This is a genomic window from Halodesulfovibrio sp. MK-HDV (assembly GCF_009914765.1).
Taxonomy (GTDB): domain Bacteria; phylum Desulfobacterota; class Desulfovibrionia; order Desulfovibrionales; family Desulfovibrionaceae; genus Halodesulfovibrio.
The window spans coordinates 269,326-291,350 of the sequence record NZ_WYDS01000002.1 but is presented as its reverse complement, the minus strand read 5'-3'; the positions used below and the strand labels follow the sequence as shown (position 1 = coordinate 291,350).

The 22,025-nt window shown below is 44.3% G+C and carries 17 protein-coding genes; 6 read left to right on the top strand and 11 right to left on the bottom strand.

Annotated features, from left to right (window positions below):
• Positions 1-451: 451 nt before the first annotated feature.
• The 9 genes from folD to MKHDV_RS02655 all read right to left on the bottom strand — a co-directional run bounded on the left by folD (position 452) and on the right by MKHDV_RS02655 (position 13,267).
• A complete protein-coding gene (gene folD / locus MKHDV_RS02695; RefSeq protein WP_160712003.1) occupies positions 452-1,342 on the bottom strand; it encodes a bifunctional methylenetetrahydrofolate dehydrogenase/methenyltetrahydrofolate cyclohydrolase FolD in 891 nt (296 codons plus the stop codon).
• A gap of 24 nt (positions 1,343-1,366) precedes the next feature.
• Positions 1,367-3,178: a formate--tetrahydrofolate ligase gene (locus MKHDV_RS02690; RefSeq protein ID WP_160712001.1), complete on the bottom strand. Its 1,812-nt coding sequence runs from the start codon at positions 3,176-3,178 to the stop codon at positions 1,367-1,369.
• A 75-nt stretch (positions 3,179-3,253) separates the two neighbouring features.
• Positions 3,254-4,537 carry a TRAP transporter large permease gene (locus MKHDV_RS02685; protein ID WP_160711999.1) on the bottom strand — a complete coding sequence of 428 codons (1,284 nt, stop codon included), beginning with the start codon at positions 4,535-4,537 and terminating at the stop codon, positions 3,254-3,256.
• A 54-nt stretch (positions 4,538-4,591) separates the two neighbouring features.
• Positions 4,592-5,089: a TRAP transporter small permease gene (locus MKHDV_RS02680; RefSeq protein WP_160711998.1), complete on the bottom strand. Its 498-nt coding sequence runs from the start codon at positions 5,087-5,089 to the stop codon at positions 4,592-4,594.
• Between the two features lie 94 nt (positions 5,090-5,183).
• Complete coding sequence (locus tag MKHDV_RS02675) at positions 5,184-6,203, bottom strand: TRAP transporter substrate-binding protein (RefSeq protein WP_160711997.1); 1,020 nt, start codon at positions 6,201-6,203, stop codon at positions 5,184-5,186.
• 377 nt (positions 6,204-6,580) lie between these two features.
• Positions 6,581-8,617: a (Fe-S)-binding protein gene (locus MKHDV_RS02670; RefSeq protein WP_160711995.1), complete on the bottom strand. Its 2,037-nt coding sequence runs from the start codon at positions 8,615-8,617 to the stop codon at positions 6,581-6,583.
• 366 nt (positions 8,618-8,983) lie between these two features.
• A complete protein-coding gene (locus MKHDV_RS19105) occupies positions 8,984-9,916 on the bottom strand; it encodes an electron transfer flavoprotein subunit alpha/FixB family protein (protein WP_305794735.1) in 933 nt (310 codons plus the stop codon).
• Positions 9,917-9,927: 11 nt separating this feature from the next.
• Positions 9,928-10,695 (bottom strand): electron transfer flavoprotein subunit beta/FixA family protein, encoded by a 768-nt coding sequence (locus tag MKHDV_RS02660; protein WP_160711993.1) that lies wholly within the window; start codon positions 10,693-10,695, stop codon positions 9,928-9,930.
• A gap of 118 nt (positions 10,696-10,813) precedes the next feature.
• Entirely contained in the window at positions 10,814-13,267 is a 2,454-nt protein-coding gene (locus MKHDV_RS02655) for an FAD-dependent oxidoreductase (RefSeq protein ID WP_160711991.1), read from the bottom strand.
• Between the two features lie 393 nt (positions 13,268-13,660).
• On the opposite strand from MKHDV_RS02655, the gene MKHDV_RS02650 reads away from it, so the two are divergent.
• Positions 13,661-14,338: a GntR family transcriptional regulator gene (locus tag MKHDV_RS02650; RefSeq protein WP_160711989.1), complete on the top strand. Its 678-nt coding sequence runs from the start codon at positions 13,661-13,663 to the stop codon at positions 14,336-14,338.
• A gap of 1,228 nt (positions 14,339-15,566) precedes the next feature.
• A complete protein-coding gene (locus tag MKHDV_RS02645) occupies positions 15,567-16,418 on the top strand; it encodes an ankyrin repeat domain-containing protein (protein WP_160711987.1) in 852 nt (283 codons plus the stop codon).
• Between the two features lie 49 nt (positions 16,419-16,467).
• Here the strand turns inward: MKHDV_RS02645 and MKHDV_RS02640 are convergent, their stop codons facing one another.
• Positions 16,468-18,006 (bottom strand): B12-binding domain-containing radical SAM protein, encoded by a 1,539-nt coding sequence (locus MKHDV_RS02640; protein ID WP_160711985.1) that lies wholly within the window; start codon positions 18,004-18,006, stop codon positions 16,468-16,470.
• A 26-nt stretch (positions 18,007-18,032) separates the two neighbouring features.
• Positions 18,033-19,478, bottom strand: a complete 1,446-nt coding sequence (locus MKHDV_RS02635) for a hypothetical protein (RefSeq protein WP_160711983.1) — start codon at positions 19,476-19,478, stop codon at positions 18,033-18,035.
• Positions 19,479-19,954: 476 nt separating this feature from the next.
• Between MKHDV_RS02635 and MKHDV_RS02630 the strand changes: the two genes are divergently transcribed.
• The 4 genes from MKHDV_RS02630 to MKHDV_RS02620 all read left to right on the top strand — a co-directional run bounded on the left by MKHDV_RS02630 (position 19,955) and on the right by MKHDV_RS02620 (position 22,024).
• On the top strand, positions 19,955-20,182 hold the full coding sequence (locus MKHDV_RS02630) for a DUF2188 domain-containing protein (RefSeq protein ID WP_160711981.1): 228 nt from the start codon (positions 19,955-19,957) through the stop codon (positions 20,180-20,182).
• Positions 20,183-20,378: 196 nt separating this feature from the next.
• Complete coding sequence (locus MKHDV_RS02625; protein ID WP_216846838.1) at positions 20,379-21,158, top strand: DUF4917 family protein; 780 nt, start codon at positions 20,379-20,381, stop codon at positions 21,156-21,158.
• Positions 21,139-21,438 carry a DUF4917 family protein gene (locus MKHDV_RS18660; protein ID WP_216846837.1) on the top strand — a complete coding sequence of 100 codons (300 nt, stop codon included), beginning with the start codon at positions 21,139-21,141 and terminating at the stop codon, positions 21,436-21,438. The genes MKHDV_RS02625 and MKHDV_RS18660 overlap by 20 nt, the downstream gene beginning before the upstream one ends.
• A complete protein-coding gene (locus MKHDV_RS02620) occupies positions 21,431-22,024 on the top strand; it encodes a restriction endonuclease subunit S (RefSeq protein WP_160711979.1) in 594 nt (197 codons plus the stop codon). Before MKHDV_RS18660 ends, MKHDV_RS02620 begins: the two co-directional genes overlap by 8 nt.
• Position 22,025 lies beyond the last annotated feature (1 nt).

The following is a 22,025-nucleotide window of genomic DNA, read 5'->3' as shown; positions in this document are numbered from 1 at the left end:
CCTGCGGGAACCAACCCACAACATTTTGTGCTTCGCGAAGTACTGTAATCAGCGCTCCGGGAGTTTCACGATGGCGCTCGATAACACAATCAACCTCTTTCCACATTTCTTGAGAAATTTCTTCACTACAACAGCTCATGGTTCCTCCACAGTAGTGCATCATGATTGCCTTCGGCGAGTCTCCGACGGGCAAAGGCTCTGCCTTGCATCCGCAAGGGGCTCGCCCCTTGACCCCTTTTTGACGCGATTCCAATACGTTTTTTATCATGTGGGGAGACGCGAAGGGAGCTGGCTTGCTGTTTTGTGATTTGACGAAAACAGCATTAAGGCAAAACTTTTTAGACTGCGACTACTGTTTAAAAGACTAAGTAATAAAAGCCGCCAACTCGTTGCAGTTAGCGGCTTTACGTGGGACTAGCTACGGTCTATTGGGCTTAAGGCTGTAGCTAAGTTAGGCTTTTTCAATATGTTTTTTCGCCGACTTCACTGTATTTTTCATAAGCATGGCAATGGTCATAGGACCAACCCCACCAGGAACCGGTGTAATTTTTCCTGCAATCTGCTTTGCTTCATCAAAGGCAACATCGCCGCTTAAAATGGCTTTGCCGGAATCCGACATGCCAATACGGTTTACGCCCACATCAATGACAGTTGCCCCAGCCTTAATCCATTCCGGCTTCACAAGCCCCGGAACGCCAGCAGCAACAATAAGAATATCTGCGCGCTTACAATGTGCTTCTAAATCCTGAGTTCGCGTATGCACCATGGTTACAGTGCTGTTCGCTCCCTCGCCTTTCTGCCCCATCATAATGGAGATAGGTTTTCCGACAATATTAGAACGCCCGACAACAACTGTCTCCGCTCCGCTCGTTTCTGTACCGGAACGAATGATCATTTCCTGAATACCGTAAGGGGTACATGGCAAAAAACCATCTCTGTCGCCCAATACCATTCGACCCAGATTTACCGGATGGAATCCGTCCACATCCTTGCCTGGATCGATAGCGTTAATGATCTTCTCTTCATTGATATGCTTAGGTAGAGGCAACTGCACAAGAATACCGTGTATTGAATTGTCATTGTTATACTTATCAATAAGCTGCAACAACGCTTCTTCCGTAATATCTTCCGGCTGATCGTCTTGAATTTCATGAAACCCAAGACCTAACGCCGTTTTTACTTTCAGCGTTACATAGCTGAGGGATGCCGGATTTGCGCCGACAAGAATGGTTACCAGCCCCGGAACAACGCCGTGCTGCTCCTTCATTTTTGTGACCTCTACACGCAATTCATCCAGAATTGCCGCCCGCATCTCGGTTCCGCTAATAATTTCCGCACTCATGATCTTCTCCTGAAAAAACTCTTCCTAGAACAAGCCCTGCACTTTTCCAGTTTCGGTATCCACATCAATTCTGCGGAATGACGGGTTAGAACCTGTACCCGGCATAAGTGAAATAGCACCTGCTACCGGAACAAAGAATCCTGCGCCGCCAAAGATGAGCACATCGCGGATGTTAAGACGCCAATTGGAAGGAACACCTTTCTTTGATGGATCATCAGACAGGGACAAATGGCTTTTAACCATGCACATGCCAAGCTTGCTCATGTCATTATTCGTTTCGATGGCGGCAAGTTTTCTGAGTGCTTCTGCTGAGAAGTCTACTCCTTCCGCACCGTATACTTCGGTAGCAACGCGTTCGATACGTTCACGAGCTGGCATATCCCATGTGTATAGCGGGGTGAATTCTGTTTCATCTTCACAAGCCGCAATGACTGCATCAGCAAGCTCTAACGCACCGTCACCGCCATGTTCCCAATGACGGGAAAGCGCTACACGGGCACCGGCTGCTTCACAAAGTTCACGTACTTTTGCAATTTCTGCATCAGTATCGGTAACAAAAGCATTGATACAAACAACAGGAGAAACCCCAGACTTTTTCACGATATCAATGTGGTGCAGGAGATTGGCACACCCTTTTTCTACCCACTCAACGTTCTCGCCATTGTATTCAACAGGAAGAGGTTTACCCGGGAAAGGTACTGGAGCACCACCGTGACACTTAAGTGCACGGATAGTAGCAACAACAACCGCTGCATCAGGCTTAAGACCTGAGTAGTGGCATTTCAAGTTCCAGAATTTTTCGTAACCGATGTCCGCACCAAAGCCGGATTCTGTTACGTGGTATTCAGAAAGTTTAAGACCAACCTGATCTGCGATAATGGAGGACTGACCGATTGCAATGTTTGCAAACGGACCAGCGTGTACGATAACAGGCTGTCCTTCCAGAGTCTGAATAAGGTTAGGGTTAACAGCTTCTACAATCCATGCGGTCATAGCGCCGTCAACTTCAAAATCTTTAGTAGTAAGCGGCTTACCATTCTTGTCGTACGCAACGATGATTTTAGCCATGCGTTCACGAAGGTTTGTAAGGTCTTTCGCTACTGCTAAAATTGCCATTACTTCAGAAGAAACAGCAATATCAAATCTGGAACGCATCATGAAACCGTCACGCTGAGCGTTCACGCCGTCCATGCCGATGATAATATTCCGCAGCGACTGACAACAGAAGTCGATTACCCAGCCCATTTCCACGCGGGTAGGATCAACATCAAGACGTTTCATTCCAGAGAGTTTTTCCAACTTCTCATCATCGTAGTTACGTTCATGCTGCATACGTGAAGTAACAGCTACCATTGCGAGGTTATGTGCGTTCATGATGGAGTTAATATCACCGGTAAAACCCAGTGAGAAAGGTGTAAGCGGAATGCACTGGGAACGCCCGCCACCGGCTGCGCCGCCTTTAACTCCCATGGTAGGTCCACCGGAAGGCTGACGGATAGCAGCAGAAGATTTCTTTCCACGTTTTCCGAGTCCCTGCACAAGACCGATAGTCGTTGTAGACTTGCCTTCGCCAAGTGGAGTCGGAGTAATGGCGGTTACGTTAATGTACTTTCCGTTAGGTCTATCACTCAAACGACCAAGCACGGCGCGGTAATCAATTTTTCCCATATAATGACCGTATGGGAGCAGCTCTTTTTCTGTAAGTCCCATCTCGGCTGCAATAGCATAGATTGTTTTCATCCGTGTTTCTGCATCCTGAGCAACTTCCCAATCTGCATGATTTTTCGGATCTAACGTAGTATGTTCATTTTTGAATTCAGTAGCAGTTTCTGCCATTTTTCTTCTCCGTTACATAAAAATAGATCGATGAGTTATGGTACAAAATATGTGATCATTCGAATCGCGGATAAGCTAGCGAATGAAATTTACAAGGAACAGGCTGATTGCCGGGAAGAGCGTGGTGAGTATGAGAGCAAAAACCTGCACCCCAAGGAAGACCCACGACTCGCGCATTATGTTTCCTATCTTTTCCTTACATATCGGAGCGGCAATCCATAGCTGAGGCCCCATTGGCGGCGTTACTTCACCGATGATGGAACAGAAAATAGCCAGTGCGCCGTATAAAACCGGATCAATGCCGAGAGAGTAAACACTTGGCAGGAAGAGTGGCAGCACGATGATTACCATTGGGAAGGATGAGAAAAAGAAGCCCATAAAAAGCAGAATGCCCTGCGCCATAAGCAGGAAGGCAACCGGCCCCAAGTTCATGTCGATAACCCACTGGGCGATAAGCTGCGGCAAACCAATGTAGCCGAGCACCTTACCGAACAGCTCGCCACCGACCACGAGGAAGTAGATCATACTACTGAGTCTTGCGGTGCTGACGATGGAATCTACAAAGTCCTTTTTAGAGAACTTTTTGTAGAGAATTTTAGCCATGAATAATGAATAGAATACGGATACGGCAGCGGCCTGTGTAGGACTGAATTGACCGGAGTAGATACCGCCAAGCACAATGATAGGCATGAGGGCAAGAGGGAATGCTTTTTTAAAGGAATCCCAGCGCTCTGCGTTTGTGGCTACGGTGGTACTTTTGAATCCGCGTTTTTTCGAAATGACAATCGCAGTGATAATCATGAGTGTGGCAGCAAGAAGCCCGGGGCCAATGCCGCCCATGAAAAGATCTGCAATAGGGATACGGTTTGCGGAACCAAAAACAATAAAGAAAATGCTTGGCGGGATAACCGCTCCAAGTCCTGCGGATGTAACAGTAAGACCGGATGCGAACGGACGCGAATAACCGGATTCAACCATCATAGGCACAAAAATTGTTCCGATAATGGCAAGGCAGGCAGTAGCGGAGCCGGAAACGGAACCTAAAAATGCGGCAAAAATAATGATAGCTGCTGCCATGCCACCGGGAAGGTGACCAACCATTCTGTTAAGGAAGTCACGTAAATGTTTTACGCCTTCGCATCGCAGAATAACGTTACCTGCGAGAATAAAGAACGGCATAGCAAGCAACGTGTATGAGTTCATCGCAGAGAAGAATAACTGCGCAAGGTTGTTAATTGGCAGCCCCATGCTTTCAATAAGAATAATTATGGAGCCGAGACTGAAAGCAACCGTAAGAGGCGTGCCCATAAGAAACAACAGCGCGATGGAAGCTAGGGCGAAATATTCTAACGGACTCATGTAACTAATCCTCCCAAAGGGTAGGCTACGTGAAAGATAATGATAGTAATCAACTTACTCATCAGTGTATTTTTTTCTGAGATCTTGAACCGTTTTGATGATCGCACAGATAGTAAACACGCCCATTCCGATAGGAATACAGATTTCCACCATCCATTTAGGAATGGTTATAATACGGGTAAAAGCTGTATCAAATACGTAGAGCTGTTTCACAAACATAATGCCGGAATATGTGACGATGGCAGCAAAGAGAGTGGTAAGCAGATTGTTAATAAAATCCAGAACCTTTGCAGGCTTTCCGGAAAGTTTACTGCGAATTGCTTCGATACACAGATGCTCATTATCTAACAGGATCATTCCAGAAATAAGCACCATAGACCATGTGGTGAGCCATGTGGGTAAATCAAACATCAGATCGACTGATGAGTTGAATAGAACACGCATGACAATTTCTAAAAAGTTGATGGTGATTGCCAGGAAGAGGACATAACTGAAAAATACAATCCAACCATCTTTGAAAGCCTTACAGCGTTTTTTCCAATCAGTACTCATGCGATATCCTTACAAGTCATAATGTGAACAAGATGCGACTCTGTTGCGGTATAGCGGGGCACGTGCCCCGCTTCATTATTTGATGTACAGATTGCTATTCTTGAGTGTTAAGAACAGCCTGCATGAGTTCAGGTGGAAGATCCTTGGAAAATTCAACAGTAGATTTTACAAGGCTCTGGCGCCATTTTTCTTGTTCTTCTGCGCTAAGAACAACGAGTTCGGTCTCTGGGTTTTTGTCCCAATTTTTAACTTCTTCGACCTGAAGTTTTTCGAAATGCTTGTAGATACTTGGCATCTCGAGAGCCTGCACGAAAATAGCACGCTCTTCAGCAGGAAGGGATTCCCACCAGCCGGTATTAACAACCATAGCCATTGGTGCGATGCCCCATGAAATTGGAACAAGATATTTGGTGTAACGCGGCAGATCGTAGTAGTCGCTAGCAAAAATTTCACTAAGCAGACCGTCTACCATGTTAGTTTGGAGACTGGACACAACTTCAGTATATGGGAGAGCAATACCGGTTGTGTTGAATTTTCTAAGAGCAGCAGCATACCCCTGTGCACCGTTGTAACGGATTTTCTGCCCTACAACGTCTTCCATGCTTTTAATAGGACCTTTGTTGGTGAAAAGGTAGAAGTCGCCGATGCTTGCCATCCACTTAATGATGGTAACACCATTCTTTTTGCTCAGCTTTTCTATGCGAGCCTTCCATGCTGGGGTATCCATTGTGCGCAGGAAATGATCAAAGTTTTTAAAAAGACCAGGTGCTGTAATCAGCTTCCATGCTGGATCATACTGCTCAAGAAACTGCGGTGCAGTGTAAGTCATCTGGCCACCGCCGGATGCTACCGCAGTAAGACAGTCCGATGGGCTGGTAAAAACGTTGCCCACAAATTTGAGTTCATATTTGCCTCTAAGCTTGGAGTGCTCCTTCATTAGGTAGTCCAAACCGCCCAGATACGTACTGACTGATTTCCCTTCACATGTGGTTTCAAAGGAAGTTGCAGGACAGGACTGCAAATATTTAACCTGTTGTCTGGCTTCTGCGCCAGTTGTCAAAAATAACGCTAAAACGAAAGTACACAATAACACAGTCACTTTTCTGCAAGTCATAAAACATCTCCTTATTATAATCTGCATCGTTTCGTCTCATAGGAAAAAAGTTCATATGAGCTCCATTTTCTGGAAGTACCGAAAGCCTGTGTGTTCGTTTTCCTCCTCTGGTATCGTTACGGTTGCAGGGAAGTGACTAGCATAGCGTGTATCTTCTGGATGTCAGGGGGTGGGAAGAAGGCTTCCCTCGTGTTATTTCGGCTACGTCAGCCACAACGGAATCAATAGTGGTATGTTGATTCCCGTTTCAGTTTGGGTAGTGATTGATACCGCAGCCCGATAGCTGTGTGCTTCAGGGGCGGCCTGCGGTATTGATTTTGGGCAGCGGTTTCTGCGTTGCACAACTTAGCGGCACAGGCTGCGTATTTTCGTACGTTCTATGCCTCAAGTTTTTCTGCCAGAATTTCCGCAATGTCCTTGGCTGTGGCAGTTGTTTCCAGTTCGCCGAGACCATCGGAGAACATGGTGAGACAGTATGGACAACCAACAGCAACGGTCTGTGCGCCTGTTTCAACTGCCTGTTTTGTGCGAACAACATTGATGCGTTCGCCTGTATCTTCTTCCATAAACATTCTGCCGCCACCGCCACCACAGCACATGCCTTTTTCGTGGGATGCAGCCATCTCAACTATAGGTGTGTTGTTGTTAATCTGCTTAAGCAGATTTCGCGGTGCCTCAAAGATGCCGTTCCAGCGTCCAAGGTAACAGGAGTCATGGTATGTTATAGAGCCGAGATCACCGGCAGGAACAGTAAGGCGTCCTGCATTGAGAAGTTTCAGCAAGTATTCGGAATGGTGCACTACATTGTAGAGACCACCGAATTCCGGATATTCGTTCTTGAGGATGTTATAGGTATGCGGACAAGCCGTGAGGATGTTTTTCACACCATATTCATTCAGCACTTCCACATTCGATTGCATGGTCATTTGTGCGAGATATTCGTTACCGCAGCGGCGTGCATCATCACCTGAATCCTGCTCGTCTACACCGAGGATGGCTACTTTGACTCCGGCAGCCTTCAGCACTTTCATAAGCGCCTGAGAGACTTTTTTACCGCGGTCATCAAGACTCAGGGCAGAGCCTGCGAAGTAGATAATTTCAGCATCCGGTGCGTCCGATATATGCGGGATGTTCAATTCTTTCGCCCAGTCGCCACGACTGGCGGTCGGGAAGCCCCATGGGTTGGACTGATTCTCGATATTTGTGAACGTATCGTTCAACTCTGCCGGAAATGCTGCTTCCATAAGCACTTGATACTTGCGTGCTTCGAACATGATATCCAGATGCTGAATGTTTACAGGACATGCTTCTTCACACGCTCTGCAGGTAGTACAGTCCCATATCTGTTCTGCAAGCACATGCCCGCCTTCGCGAACCAACGGCTCAAATTCCTGTTTGCCTTCCAGCAGCGCATCAGCGTTATCGAACAGTTCAGATTTAACTGAGTGGATAAACTCACGTGGAGATAATGCCTTGCCTGTTTTAGCAGCCGGGCATTGCTCTTCGCAGCGTCCGCATTCTGTACAGGCGTAGAGATCCATCACTTGCTTCCAGTTCAGCTCGTTAATAAAGCCAAGCCCGAATGTTTCAGCATCTTCATCTTCGATATCTGTTTTTGCGATGGATTTTTCCAGTTTGGCTGGCTTGAGTACCACGTTTGGTACGGCTGCAAGCAGGTGCAGGTGCTTGGAACTCGGGATGAAGAGTAAAAACGCCATAATGGTGAGTAAATGTACCCAGTATGTCAGCTCAAAAGTTACCTGTAAGGTAGCCGGCGACCAGCTTTTCATCCCCATCAAACTTGCAACAGCACTGGAGATAGGAACGCCGCTGAGGACATGACCATTAGCAGCGTATGTTGATATGGTTGCCAATGCGTTCAGGATGAAAAATGTAACTATAATGATAGTGGTAAAGGCTATAATCACCCATGCATCCTGACTCTTAGGCAGGTATGCCGGCTTGAGAACCACACGGCGAAACGCCACGTAGCCGAAGCCTATGAGGCTGGCAAAAGCAAGCCAGTCTGCAAGTGCCAGAAAAATGGTGTAACCCGTCGGCAACAGGGAATGGAGAGAAAATGCGGGAAAAATACCGCGGATCATCATCTCCAGCGAGTGAGGCTGAATAAGCAGGAAGCCGAAGAAAATAGCAGTATGGGCGAGGCCTATGCCCAGTTTTCGTCGGACATTTGTCTGACCGAGTACGTCTGAAAACAAAATCTTGAGTCGCTCCATTGGCGGTGCGATTTCAGTGTTAGCTTCAGATGTAGCCGGTAAAAATTGTGGTGCTTCGCCTTTAACGCTTTGCATCAGCGCAATAAGACGTCGTACTTTTATCGCAAAAAACGAAAATGAGGCAATGAGCAGTGCCGCTACAAGAAGTTGTTTAATACTGATATATAGTTCCGTCATGGTTCTTCTGTCCTGCGTATGACAGAGAAAAAACTCTGTACGTGCGTCATAAGGCAATGAATTTGCGTAAAAACAGTATGAGAGCTTGCGGTCAGTGACAGCCGATAAAAGGAGATTTTGCTACCACAACAACAATCAACAACCGAGTTACTGGAAGACATCATTATATCCGTTCATACGAATAGTAATGACTTTACCAACAGCCTAATTATCCCTTTTTCCAGTGCACTGACCGCAAACAGACGGATAATCCGCCATCTTGTTGCCATTTATAGTTGCTCTCAACATAGTTAGAAAGAGTGCTGCGTACGGTGGAGCCCGAAGAAGGAAGCCACATCACAATTCCACCGTACCGCACTGCAAAAACTATTTAAGAGCGTTGGTTAACTGCGGCACAACATCGAAGATGTCCCCAACAATGCCGTAGTCACATTTGCTAAATATTGGTGCATCCTTATCGTTATTGATGGCGACAATAACTTTAGATGTCTTCATGCCTGCATAGTGCTGCACGGCGCCAGAGATGCCACATGCAATGTACAGGTTGGGACTGACTGTTTTCCCTGTTTGCCCGACTTGCATGGAGTGAGCTGCATAGCCTGCATCAACTGCCGCGCGAGATGCACCTACACCGGCTTCAAGAGTTGACGCCAGTTCGTTTAAAATATCGAAACCGGAAGAATCACCCACAGCGCGACCACCTGCCACGATGACTGATGCTTCGGAAAGGTCTGTAGACGCCCCTTCCCCGCCCTGTATGTCCGTAATCACTATGCCTTCTGCTGTGACAGAAGCGGTGAAATCTTCGGAGGCAGGTGTAGACGGTGCCGCTACTGCGACTACTGCGTTTGGGCGCAATCCGTAGAGGGCTATGTCACCCGGAAGGGTCAATGTAGCCAGCGCCTTACCGGCAAAGTAGCTTTTCTTTACAGAACGCTCTGCTACATCAATAGAGAGGCAGTCAGTAGTAAGTGCAGCATCAAGAATTACAGCCATACGTGCCAACAGATCTTTACCTTCCATGGAATTAATGGCGATAACGTCGGTAATACCGTGTGCCTTGATGCATTCTGCAAACGCTGTAGCGCGGGCATCGGGATGAGCATCAAGGTCACATCCGGCATTAATGCTGATGAGTTGAGTGACGCCGTATTCTGCGCAGGAAGCCTGAACGGAATCTGCACTGGCGGTAGTAAGAGCAATTACATCGCCGGAAGCAGCAGCTACGGTGATAGCGGCAAATACGGCTTCTTTAACGCCGCTTGCATCTGTTTCAAGAATTACAGCAGATTTAGTCATAACAACCTCCCTTAAAGTACCCGTTCTTCTTCACGTAGTGTGCGAAGCAGCTCTGCAATTTGTGCAGAAACATCACCTTCAAGCATTTTGGCACCAGCGCGTTCCGGAACCATCTCCAGATTGCTGAGAACAGCAGACGGTGATTCACCTAAAGAAAGTGTATCCACAGGAAGCTGTTGAATTGGCTTCTTTTTGGCTTTCATAATGTCAGGTAATTTAGGGTAACGAGGTTCGTTAAGCCCGCGTGTTGCGCCGATAACGCAAGGAAGTGCGGCCGTGATGTGCTGCCGGATGCCACCACCAATTTCACGAGTAAGAGATGCTGTGCTGTCAGACAGTGCAAGTCCGGTAACATCATTAATAACAGGCATTGAAAGCTCTTTAGCGAGGCGATACGGGAATTGTCCGCCTTCACTATCGATACTCTGCTTCCCTGTGAAAATGAGATCAGCTGTGCCATCTTGAGTAATAGCCTGAGCAAATGCCTTTGCTATGGTTGTAGAATTGGTGAACTGTCCGTCTGTGACAACATGAATTGCACGGGTTGCACCCATCGCAAGGGCGGCACGAATGGATGAGGTAGCGCCATTGTTACCGGCACAGACAATAACAACTTCTCCGCCGTGTTCTTTGCTAAGGGTAAGAGCTTCTTCAATTCCGTATTCATCAAATGGGTTCGGGATAAATTTTACGTTGCCCTCTACAAAGGAGGTGGCTCCATCAAGTTCTATAAGAGCGCCGGAATCTGGCACATGCTTAACACATACATAAATCTGCATATGATTCTCCTAAATATGCGTGCAGGCTAGGGATGAGCTTCCGCCGCGCTCGGCGGAAGCTCTGGGATACTTGAAAAGCTGTGTTATGGCAGCTTTTTCAATTTATTGGTCTTGTTAGTTACATGCGCACGCGCTGGTTTTTAGGATCGTACGGGGCTGCCAGGCTTGTGGAGGCAGGAATCATTTTACCCTGAACTTCCACTTCCCATGTGCCGTCATTAATCCAGGCAAGGTCTAGCTGCTCGCCGTCTTCACGGTTGGCATATGCAAAGCCGGTAGCCGCACCAAGTTTAAAGGCATAAGAACCGGAAGTAATTTCGCCTATAATTTCGCCGTTACGGTATACAGGTTCGTTACCGTAAATTTTAGCTTTGGGGTCGCCAAGCACTACCTGAATCATACGTTTACCGAGCGGACGTGCTTTTTGAATCATCAACGCGCTGCGGCCGATGAAGTCACCTTTGGCTAATTTTACGCCGAAGCCCATACCCGCTTCGTACGGCGTGTCGTCCGGTGTGAGATCGTTTTCCCAGTGACGGTAGCCAGTTTCGCTACGCAGGGAGTTAACTGCCTGCATGCCAACATTGCGGATGCCGAATTCTTTACCAGCGTCCATAATGCGGTCGTACATATTAAGCATAAAGTTGGTCGGCACGTAGAGTTCCCAACCAAGTTCACCAACATAAGACATACGGATAGCAAGTGGACGGGCGTAACCGACATCCATGAACTTCGCGGTTGCAAACGGGAAGGCTTCATTAGAAAGGTCTTCGGAAGTAATTTTTTCAAGAACCTTACGGGCGTTAGGTCCCATAACTGCGAGCATACCCCAGCCATGCGTTACGTCTGTCACCGTTGCATTTGCGTATGCAGGGAAATTGCGGCGGAAGTAGTCAATGTCGCGTGTTGTGGTGTTGGCAGTAGAAACAATGAAGTACTCATTATCCGCAATGCGAGTGACAGTAATGTCCATCTCAAAGCCGCCAAGCTCGTTCACAACAGGGGTATAGGTAACCTTACCAACAGGGCCGCTGATGTCGTTGGTACAAACGTGCTGTAAAGCTTCTTCTGCATCTTTGCCCTGTACGATGAATTTAGACATGGCACACATGTCGTACACGCCTACATTATCGCGGACAGCAAGATGCTCTTCCTTCTGATAAGGAATCCAGTTTGGCGCATCCCAGTCGTATTCGTGTTCCGGCTTTACGCCTTCTGGTGCGAACCAGTCTGCGCGTTCCCAGCCAGCTACCATGCTGAATGCTGCGCCCGCTTCTACCAATCTGTCATGCAGAGGAGAGTGAATAATGTTACGAGCGGTGGTGCGCTGTTTGTATGGAAGATGCTGTTCGTAGAGAATGCCTACAGATTCAGTTACGCGTTCTTCAAGGTAACTGCTGTTCTGCTGCCATGAGTAGAAGCGGCGTACATCAACAGGCCAGAGTTCTTCAGCAGGTTTGCCGTCTGTCATCCATTGGGTGATAGCGCGACCTACACCAGCGGAGGATGCGATACCAACGGAGTTCATACCACAACCGATGAAGAGGTTTTTAACGTGTGGTGCTTCACCGAGCATGAATGCGTTATCCGGTGTGAAACTTTCTGGTACAACTTCAAGATGGCGAATCTCGGCAGTTTCCATTGCAGGGAAACGGTCAAGAGCGCATTCGAGGAACGGGTTAAACTGATCCCAGTCTTCTTGAAGTGCTGTAAATTTGAAATCTTTAGGAATGCCTTTTTGACCCCATGCCTTCGCAACAGGCTCAAAACCACCGAAGAGAAGGCCGCCGTGCTCTGCTTTAAAATAGGTATACCCATCAAAGTCACGAACACATGGGAAAATATCTTTGTAGCCTTCAATTGGCTTTGTTACTGCGTGCATGTGTTCTGCTGCGTGCAATGGCAGGCTGACTTTCGCCATCTTACCAATCTGACGACCCCACATACCGGCACAGTTAACAACGTACTGACAAACAATGTCGCCTTCTTCTGTGCTTACACCAGCAATTTCGCCGTTCTTGGTAATGATGTCTGTAACAGGTGTATCTTCAAAGATACGCACGCCATTCATGCGAGCACCTTTAGCAAGTGCCTGTGCACTATCTTCCGGGTTAATCTGAGCATCATTCGGCAGATAAAATACCTCGTCGAGACAGCTGTCGAGGTTCATACCAGGAACCATGTCCAATGCTTCGCTTTTGCTGATCATGTGCATATCGATGCCGAACGCACGAGCACGTGCTGCGCCACGTAAGTATTCTTTAACGCGATCTTCTGTCTGGCAGACTGATATAGCACCGGTCATTGCATAGCCGGTAGGCATTCCGGTTTCTTCTTCTAGCGTGGAGTAAAGTTCTGTTGCGTACTTTACAAGATTGGACATCTGACGGTTCTGACGGAGTTGTGCCAGCAGACCTGCTGCTGCCCATGTTGTACCGGACGCAATAGATTTGCGTTCTAGTAAAATAACATCTTTCCAGCCAGCTTTTGCGAGATGGTATGCGGTACTACACCCGACAATACCACCGCCGATAATGACGACCTGAGCATGAGTTGGAAGTTTCATATCCATTACGAACTCCTTGCGTGGTTGCGCGCTCTTTAAGTTGCGAAGGCTGAGCGCAAAAAGTAGAAAAAAGTTATGTAGAACACTCGCAACACACTTTATTTTATAATGAATTACGGTTGCAACACTACAAATGGCTTGGACACAGAGCACTAGATTGGCGTGTGCTGTAGGAATCGTTTGAACTGCTTGGTGATATATCACCGCCAGAATACTCGGTCAACATTGTTTTTAAAAATTGTTGTTTAAAATCGAGCAAAAACAGCAAAAAAAGCTCTGACCATCAGGGCTTCAAACTATAAAAGAATTTGTCAATGAGAAAGCTTCAGATATATCTTGAGGGCTAAATCAAGGGTAAGTAGACTTTTCTTGCCAACGAGTCTGTGGTACGAAGTTTCCATGGCAAAAAAAGAAAAGAAAATTTCATTACGAGAGAAAGTGTATCGGAGCATTTGCAATTCCATGGCGTTGGGCAGACTTCGTCACGGACAAATGCTTGATCAGGATCAAATTTGCGAAGAGCTTAATGTGAGTAAGGCGCCGTTGCGGGATGCGTTAATTAAGCTTGAAGCACAAGGCTTTGTCTCTATTATCCCAAGACGTGGCGTGGTTGTTGAGCCTATCACAGAGGAATACATTAGAAATGCATACGATATTATCGGTTCAGTAGAAGGGACCTGCGCCTACAAGGCGGCAACCCTTATTACGGAAGAGGATATTGTTAGGCTGGAAGAGTTAAATCAGGCACAGATTCTGGCATTGGAAGAAGAAGACTATAATACATATTGCCAATTGAATCTTGAGTTTCACCAGATATTTCTGGCGTACTCTGCAGGAGATTTACACGATTTTGTATTGGCGCCTATTAAGCAGCGCTTGTACGATTTTCCCGTGCGTTCTTACATCAAAGAATGGGAGCTTATTCACCTGCATGAACATGAGCGCCTTATTGACTCATTCAAAAAGCGAAATCCTATTGCGGCAGGTACAATTGTTCGCGATGAGCACTGGTCATTCTCTGTGCATAGTAAATTTTTGAAGCAATTTTATCCCGAGCTGATCAAGGAAGATTTGTGAAAGTATGGCGATACGCAGTACACCTAGGCTATCGCCTTGTTCCAGATAGCTATACAAACGTGTAACACCTCCCTCCCATGAATACACCGGAAGACTCAGTGTAGAATAAGGATGAACTGACTTATTCGCATCGCAATTTGGAGAAACCCTCTTCAAGAAGAAAAATTAGTAAAATTAAATCGTATTGCAATAAACCACGTTCAATTTTTACATCACCCTTAATTATTCAAACCTGATACAAACATGTATCAGGCAATATTTCTCTCCGCATCCATAGAACAAGCCCTATCATTTACAGATATGCTAGCTGTTGTAGCTCGAAAACACATACCGCAATCAACACACCAAACAGATAAGTATCTTAGAAAACAGCGCAGAAGCAATCAGGGTTTGTTTATTCCCAACACGGTTGCCCAAAAGTTAAAATAAAAGCAATGAAACAGCAGGCGGAAAAGAAGGGGAAGCTGATGCAGTCTGAAATAAAATTTAAAGCACTTACAAATCGAACGTCCCACTTCAAATTTGGACACAAAAAAAGCTCTTACACTTTCGTGTAAGAGCTTAAATTACTTGGCGTCCCCAAGGGGATTTGAACCCCTGTCGCCTGCGTGAAAGGCAGGTGTCATATCTAACAGGAACTGCTTATTCCTTTATTAGCAGGGCTTCTAAAGAACCACACTTAACATTTGCAACATGAAAGTCAGGGAAACTTACACCTGACTTACACCTTTTAAGATGCAAAGAACAAAGCCTAAATTGTCGAGCCCTCCCATCAAAAAATATTTGTAACCTAAAAAAATGGAACACAAAACTGACAATTTATGGTCAGTTATAATCATTAAAATCGGCTTGTATTACCCGGTTATTACCCGAAGTTATTCATGCATGACACACTTGAAGTACATGCAAGAGGCTTCTTATATATTTTTTTATTTCAAACTGTTGTACCTTGCTAGCAACCTTCTAAAATATTCGCTTTCCAATTCGCTCAGTTCCTCTGTTCACATCCCTATGTCGTTATCGCTCATCTGCTCTTTGAATAATTAAAATGTCAGTCAGGGCATCGTAAGTACTTCCCACACTAAAACGACAGTAAAATTCACCGCCCCCCATGCAGTCTTAACTTTTTCTTACAAACCTCCTTGACTCTTTGATTTTAATGATAATTTTATCACAAGGAGGCCAATAATTTAATTCTGCAGCCCCAGCTGCATACAAGGATATCAAAATGGGAGAATTACAATTAAATATTAAAGAATTACTGAATCTTCAAGACAGTATTGTCGAAGACAACTACGCAGAAGTCGTTAAAGTGCTTCACAAAAAAAGTGTCCCTGAAAGATGTATTAATGACTTTCAACAATGCACACCGCTTTCGTTAGCTTGCATATACGGCAATATGAAAATCATTCGATATCTATACAAGCGATCTAACAACATCAGATATGAGGATGGGCTATATTCGCCGCTATGCGCAGCTACATTAGGTGGTCATATAGAAGTCGTAAAATTCTTACTTAATAAGGGGGCAAATATAAATGAGGTTGCCACCTCTCTTCAATGGGGCGACACAGAATTTATACACTGCTCTCCCCTACTACTTTCAATTATTGAACGGCACGAAGATATTAGCAATTTACTAATAGATAACAATGCAAGTATTGGAAGTTCCTATTTAGTTAAATATGATTCCCAAATGGCACAAGATACTGCTCTCTCTTTTTTGCTTAACACAAAAAGAAAAAACCTTTTCTATAAAGCATTAAGCAAGGCGCAACCGTGTGATCTATCAGTTTATTACGCTGGCAGTTACAGGACGCTTCCCCTTTTGGAATACGCAGTCACCGTAGGGCACAGTTGGGCAATCCCCAAGATACTAGAACGTTATCAAGAACTTAAAATAACACCTATCGACGCCCTAACGAGTGGAATCATCAAATGTGCATTTGAGCAAAACTTGCCAGAAGTTCTTCGACACTACTTACATAATACTGACCTCGATCAAATTGAAGGCAATGGAAAAACTATCAAAGAAAACCTTGAACCTGATATGATCATATCGCTGAATGACTACCAGTAAACTTTCCCCCCAATAAAAAAAGCGCCTGTGTAACACAGGCGCTTTTTTATTAAGTTACAATTAACTGCATGCATGAAGATCTTGAAAAACCACTTTGCCCTACAGCTAACATCTCACCAAGTTCTTTACGATGGACATACATCTCCATATCACACATTGAAAATGGGAACACATCTTCAGCCCGATCAACATACTTCATAAAGTCGTCATAGGTTGATCTTGGCGCGTAATACCCACAGGCACGCTGCGCATAATACTCATTGGACGTTTGAAACGCTTTGCCAAGTTTGACCCCGAAATCAGACAATCTTTGATATGACCATTCTCTACTTGAATCTACTGGATAGATATGCCGCTTCACCCATTGACCATCACGACACACTGCCCCCCCATGACTGTCCAATGTTTCTTCTATTTTCATTTCTAGATAAGTTCCAGGAAAGACCAATAACGGATACGCTGATATCGAATGAATCACATTTGAGTTTCGCTCTAAGAACTCAAATGTTTCCCGTAAAGTTTCAGTTCGCTCTCCAGCATAAAACAATATATTTAACTTTAAGATAATGCCCACCCGCTTTGCTTCTTTAAGCAATACTTCTGCCTTGGCTATATATTGCTCGGGGTTCTTGGTCTTCCCCATAGCAAGCAGCATTTCAGGAGAAGCACTTTCAAACCCAAGGTCCAGTGCACCGCAGCCAGCCCTTTTCAACAATTCTAGCTGCTCGACATGCAAGGTATCTATACGAGTTTGCGATCTCCAAGAAAACGCTAATGCGCGTTTTTCACGTTCACTTGCTAAAAGCCGGAGCTCTGGGTCTGTCATCTTCATTAGTGGTGTTTGAAAATAAAACGAAATATCCGAAGTGCCATACAACCCACAAACTGTTTCAACTTCATCAATGACTTCAAGAGGAGATTTCTTCAAGTAAGATCTATTACCATTTGAACAAAAATTACACTTAAACGGACAGCCTCGTGCAATTTCGATTGATGGTGGAAACCGCTCATAATCAGTATACAACCTAAAATCTAACGGTTGCAGCTTATCAAAATATTGCGAAAAATGTTTTGTATTTTTTACAAGTTCATGCCCACTCCGAACAGTTAATTCAAATGCTGAACACAAGGATTCAACAGAATTCCCCCTGTTAACACATTCAAGTAATGCCAGCGTAACATATTCACCCTCTCCACCTGTCACAACATCAACAGCAGGACATTCAAACAGTACTGTTTCAGGTATCTTCCCTACATGATCTTGCCCGCCTGCAACAATCAAGACGTCAGGGAATTGTTCACGGATTTTTTGAGAATACCTTGGCAAGTTTTCATAGCTAAACCCACTAATGCATGACAACGCAACCACTTTGGGCCGCACCGACTCTAACCAATGCATACAACCAGCTAACGCCTGATCATCTGTTGTACATTGTGGGTCATAAATATTTGAAGAAAACCCATGCTGTTCAACATACGTTGCAATAGAAAGAAGCCCAAAATTCATTCGCTCGGCAAAAGGCAAGATATTATCTGATTGCTTTTTTGAAGAACACATTGGTAGCGAAACTAAAGCTAGATCGAGCACTTCACACCTTCCGAAAAACATTTGAATTAAACAATAGTGCGCACACCCGGATAAATGTAGCCGTTTGCAATAAGTAAATCTTTTAACTTATCATAATACCTTTTTTTGGATGAACAATCTTCATCGTCATACTCAAAGCATGTCCATTGCTGATAGGCGTAATCCCCAAGTCTTGCCAAAATATCTTCGAGAGTTACAGTTCCATGAATAACCGTTAACTGTCGCCCTTGCCACTTTGTTTTCTCTATCAACATCAAGCGATTCGAATAAAGAGCGTATATTTCAAACTGTGAAGATAAGTTGTCGTCATCATAGTAAGTGGGAATTTTGTTAGCCCGAGACTGGCAGAGCAATTCTCCTGAAATATTTACTTCCTCTGTAGCTAACTCAAGATACTTCCGTGAAGACAACTCGACAAACCACTCTTGCAATGCTTCTTCTAAAGGAATTTCTACAAACTCATTAATGCCTGTAAAAACATGTAGATGTTCTTTACTAAACAACTTTGTTGTTTTCATAAGTTCCGCAAAGTCAACATCTAAAATGAGATACTCTTTTTCAAGTGTAGCTAGCTTTGGGGCATCAACATGCCCGATAATTTTATACTGTTCATAACGAGCTTCATCAGCTGCTTTCCGAGCTTTGGCTTGACCAGTAATTTCTGCCAACAGTTCACTGGCTACCCTTTTTAAATCTTTTATTATCAATCCACCCTGTTCATCAGTCGTCACATGCTTTTTGAAATCGGGAACCAATCCCGGCCCTTTTTCAATAAACTGCAATATTCGCCTATTCGCTTCTTCTTTTAAAAACTCTCCAGTCCCTCCTTTAACTACATCAAATCGTTCATAAAGCTCTTTCAGATCTTCATCACTAGTTTTGTCTGTAATAAATCTTTGCGCCTGCTTAAGCTTTTTTTGATATTCAGATTCTTCTTCCTGCTGAATTATTTCAGCTTCTTCTAGTTGCTGGTCATAATCCAATAATACTGCTTCTAGTTTTTCCCTAAAATCAGTCAGAGCGTCGTAAGATGCTCCACGCTCCTCAGATTCTGACTTCAACAGCATTTGAAAATGTGTTTCTTCAATCTGATCAAAACTTTTTGTGCGATAACCAAATTCCCTCTCTGCATGCTCATTCACGTACCGAGCAATCATTTCTTTTTCCCAACCTTCAGGAAATTGAAACTTAAGTGATTTAAAAACTTCACAGTGATGAAATTTTTCCCCCGGAATTTTATGCTCATACATCGAAACCATAATTTCATACTGTTCTTTGCGTGGTAGGTATGAATTCTTCTTTTTCTCAACCGCACCTTTCCAGTTGCTTACATCGGAAGAACTGGCACCGCACTTTTCAGCAATGTCTTTTAATTTGAAACCACGACCTTCTAAGGCAGTTATCAATCGAGCTACTTTCTCAGGGTTAGGTTTCAACTCACCAACAGACATGTAAAATGTTTCCTTTATCATGATATTATTCCTTTTTTTGTGTTTCTTCCCTCCGCTTTTAGTCACTTTTCTTAACACACTTCAAGTTATTTTTATCCAAACTAAAAATATTTTTATTATAGATTTTGGTTATATAAAAATTTAAAAAATCCAAATCAATAAAAAAACACTGCTATCACCCTTAAAAATTACCCCATACTAAACATCATATTCCCCAAAAAAATGGCTTAAAATCAAAACAATTAATTCACCTTTCTTTTTTTCGACTCAACATCTTTGCAAAATTAAAAAAAAGTCCAAATCTTTATATTTTTAAATCAAAAAAACAATTTGTTATCTAAAAAACAATCCAAATAACTAAACATAGAAAAAACACACTCTTCAAAAACAACTGCACAATCGTCAATTATGCAATAAAAAAATATCTTGACACTTTATCTGCACAATTGCTAATTATGCTCTTACGTTGTTGAAAACTTCTAATCAAAGGAGGCAATATGCCCCGAGATACCCACAGAGCTATGCGTCACCCTGATGGCGGATGGCAGGTAAAGAGAGATGGTGCCGATCGTGCGTCACACAGAACAGAAACACAGGCAGAGGCTATCGGAATCGGCAGAGAGATTAGCCGAAACCACGGAACCGAATTTCAGATTCATGGAAGAAACGGGAGGATAAGACAATCAGATAGCCACGGAAAAGATCCGTACCCACCTAAAGGTTAAGGACAAGATGAACATGTTGAAGGTCATAAAAAAGGCCAGATGCGCCAACATCTAGCCTCTTCTCAGACCAACTTGTCGCAACATGGATCGTTGCAAGTTGATGATGGTCTAAGGTCGTTTCACCTATCTTATACCTAATAATGCCATCAGATTCAAGACGATCCATATTACCTATCATCTATAGGAGATAGAAAATATGAATCATAAAATTTTCACTTTCAAAGAAGCGCTGGCAGACTCAGAAAAAAACTGTAAAAACCGCAATGGCAATGTCATTCGTCACCTTTTACTGGGGAACGGCTTCAGCATTGCGTATGAACCTACCATCTTCACCTATAATTCGCTTTTTTCAAAAGCAAACTTTGCTAGCCACCCTGAAGTGCCAGCTGTATTCGACGCCCTTAACACCCAAGACTTTGAAGAAGTGGCCTACTCTCTCGAGCAAGCTGCCAAAGTTACACCTTGTTACGATGGCACATTCGATACAACCAAACTAGTTAACCATGCCGATGCAGTTAAAAAAGTTCTTATCAATACAATTGCGAGCAACCACCCGGAAAATCCAGATAGCTTGTTTAGCTTCAACTATACTGCTTGTTCGAATTTCCTAAACCATTTCATTGGATCAAAAGGTAAAATTTATACGCTCAACTATGACATTTTGCTCTATTGGGTATTAATGCATGGACAGAACGAAAACATTTTCACCTTTGATGACGGATTCAGGAGTCCGCAGGACGATTGGGACGCTGATTATGTCACATGGGATGGTGGAAATTCACACAAGCAAAATATTTACTACCTTCATGGCGCACTTCACTTGTTTGACTCACGTCATGAATTGCAAAAATTCACATGGAAGCGAACAGATATTCCATTGTTAGAACAAGCGCGAACCGCGATTAACAAAGGCGCGTTCCCATTATTTGTTGCAGAAGGTACTTCTGAACAAAAAAATGGCAAAAATCCAGCATAGCGCTTATCTACACAGAGCATACAGATCACTTTCAAGCATTTCCGGCTGCGTATTTATACATGGTCTATCATTATCTGAAAATGACAAGCATATTCTGCGCGTCCTCGAACGCGGCAAGATGCACCATCTTTACATTGGTATTTTCGGTGACCCGAATTCGGAAACCAACCAAGCTACAATTAATCGTGCATTGCAAATGGAAAATGCACGCCGTTATCAGGATTTAAACGTCCACTTCTATGACACAGCATCAGCTGATGTATGGGGAAAAAATGGATAACGCACCAATACGGCGCATAAAAGATATTGCCGATATTTACTTAGGATATCCTTTTAGGGGGGCTGTTAAGTCAGCCCCTGATGGGGATTCATGGGTTGTTCAGCCTAGAGACATTGATGCCTGCTATTCTATCGTATGGAACGCAGAAACAATGACCAAGACCACACTAACAGGAAGGAAAGAACCCAACTACCTTCAAGCAGGTGATGTTCTGTTTCTGGCGAGGGGAAACAACAACCATGCATCTGCGGTAACAAAAAAATTTAGCAATGCAGTATGCTCCCCAATATTCTTTCAGCTTCGGCTAAAAGATCAATCCCTTCTGCCTGAGTTCTTTGCATGGCAAATCAACCAAGCGCCTGTGCAAAAGCAGCTCACGCGAACTACAGAAGGGACGCTGCAAAAAAATGTATCAAAGGTAATTTTGCAGGATATTGAAATAGCAATCCCTTCACTTGAAACACAGCAATCCATTATCAAACTTGCAAGCTGCTTCTTTGAACAGATCAGAACGCATCAGCAGCTTATAAACAATACCAAACTCTCAATGACCGCCATTGCTAACGATATTCTTTCTGGAGACTAAG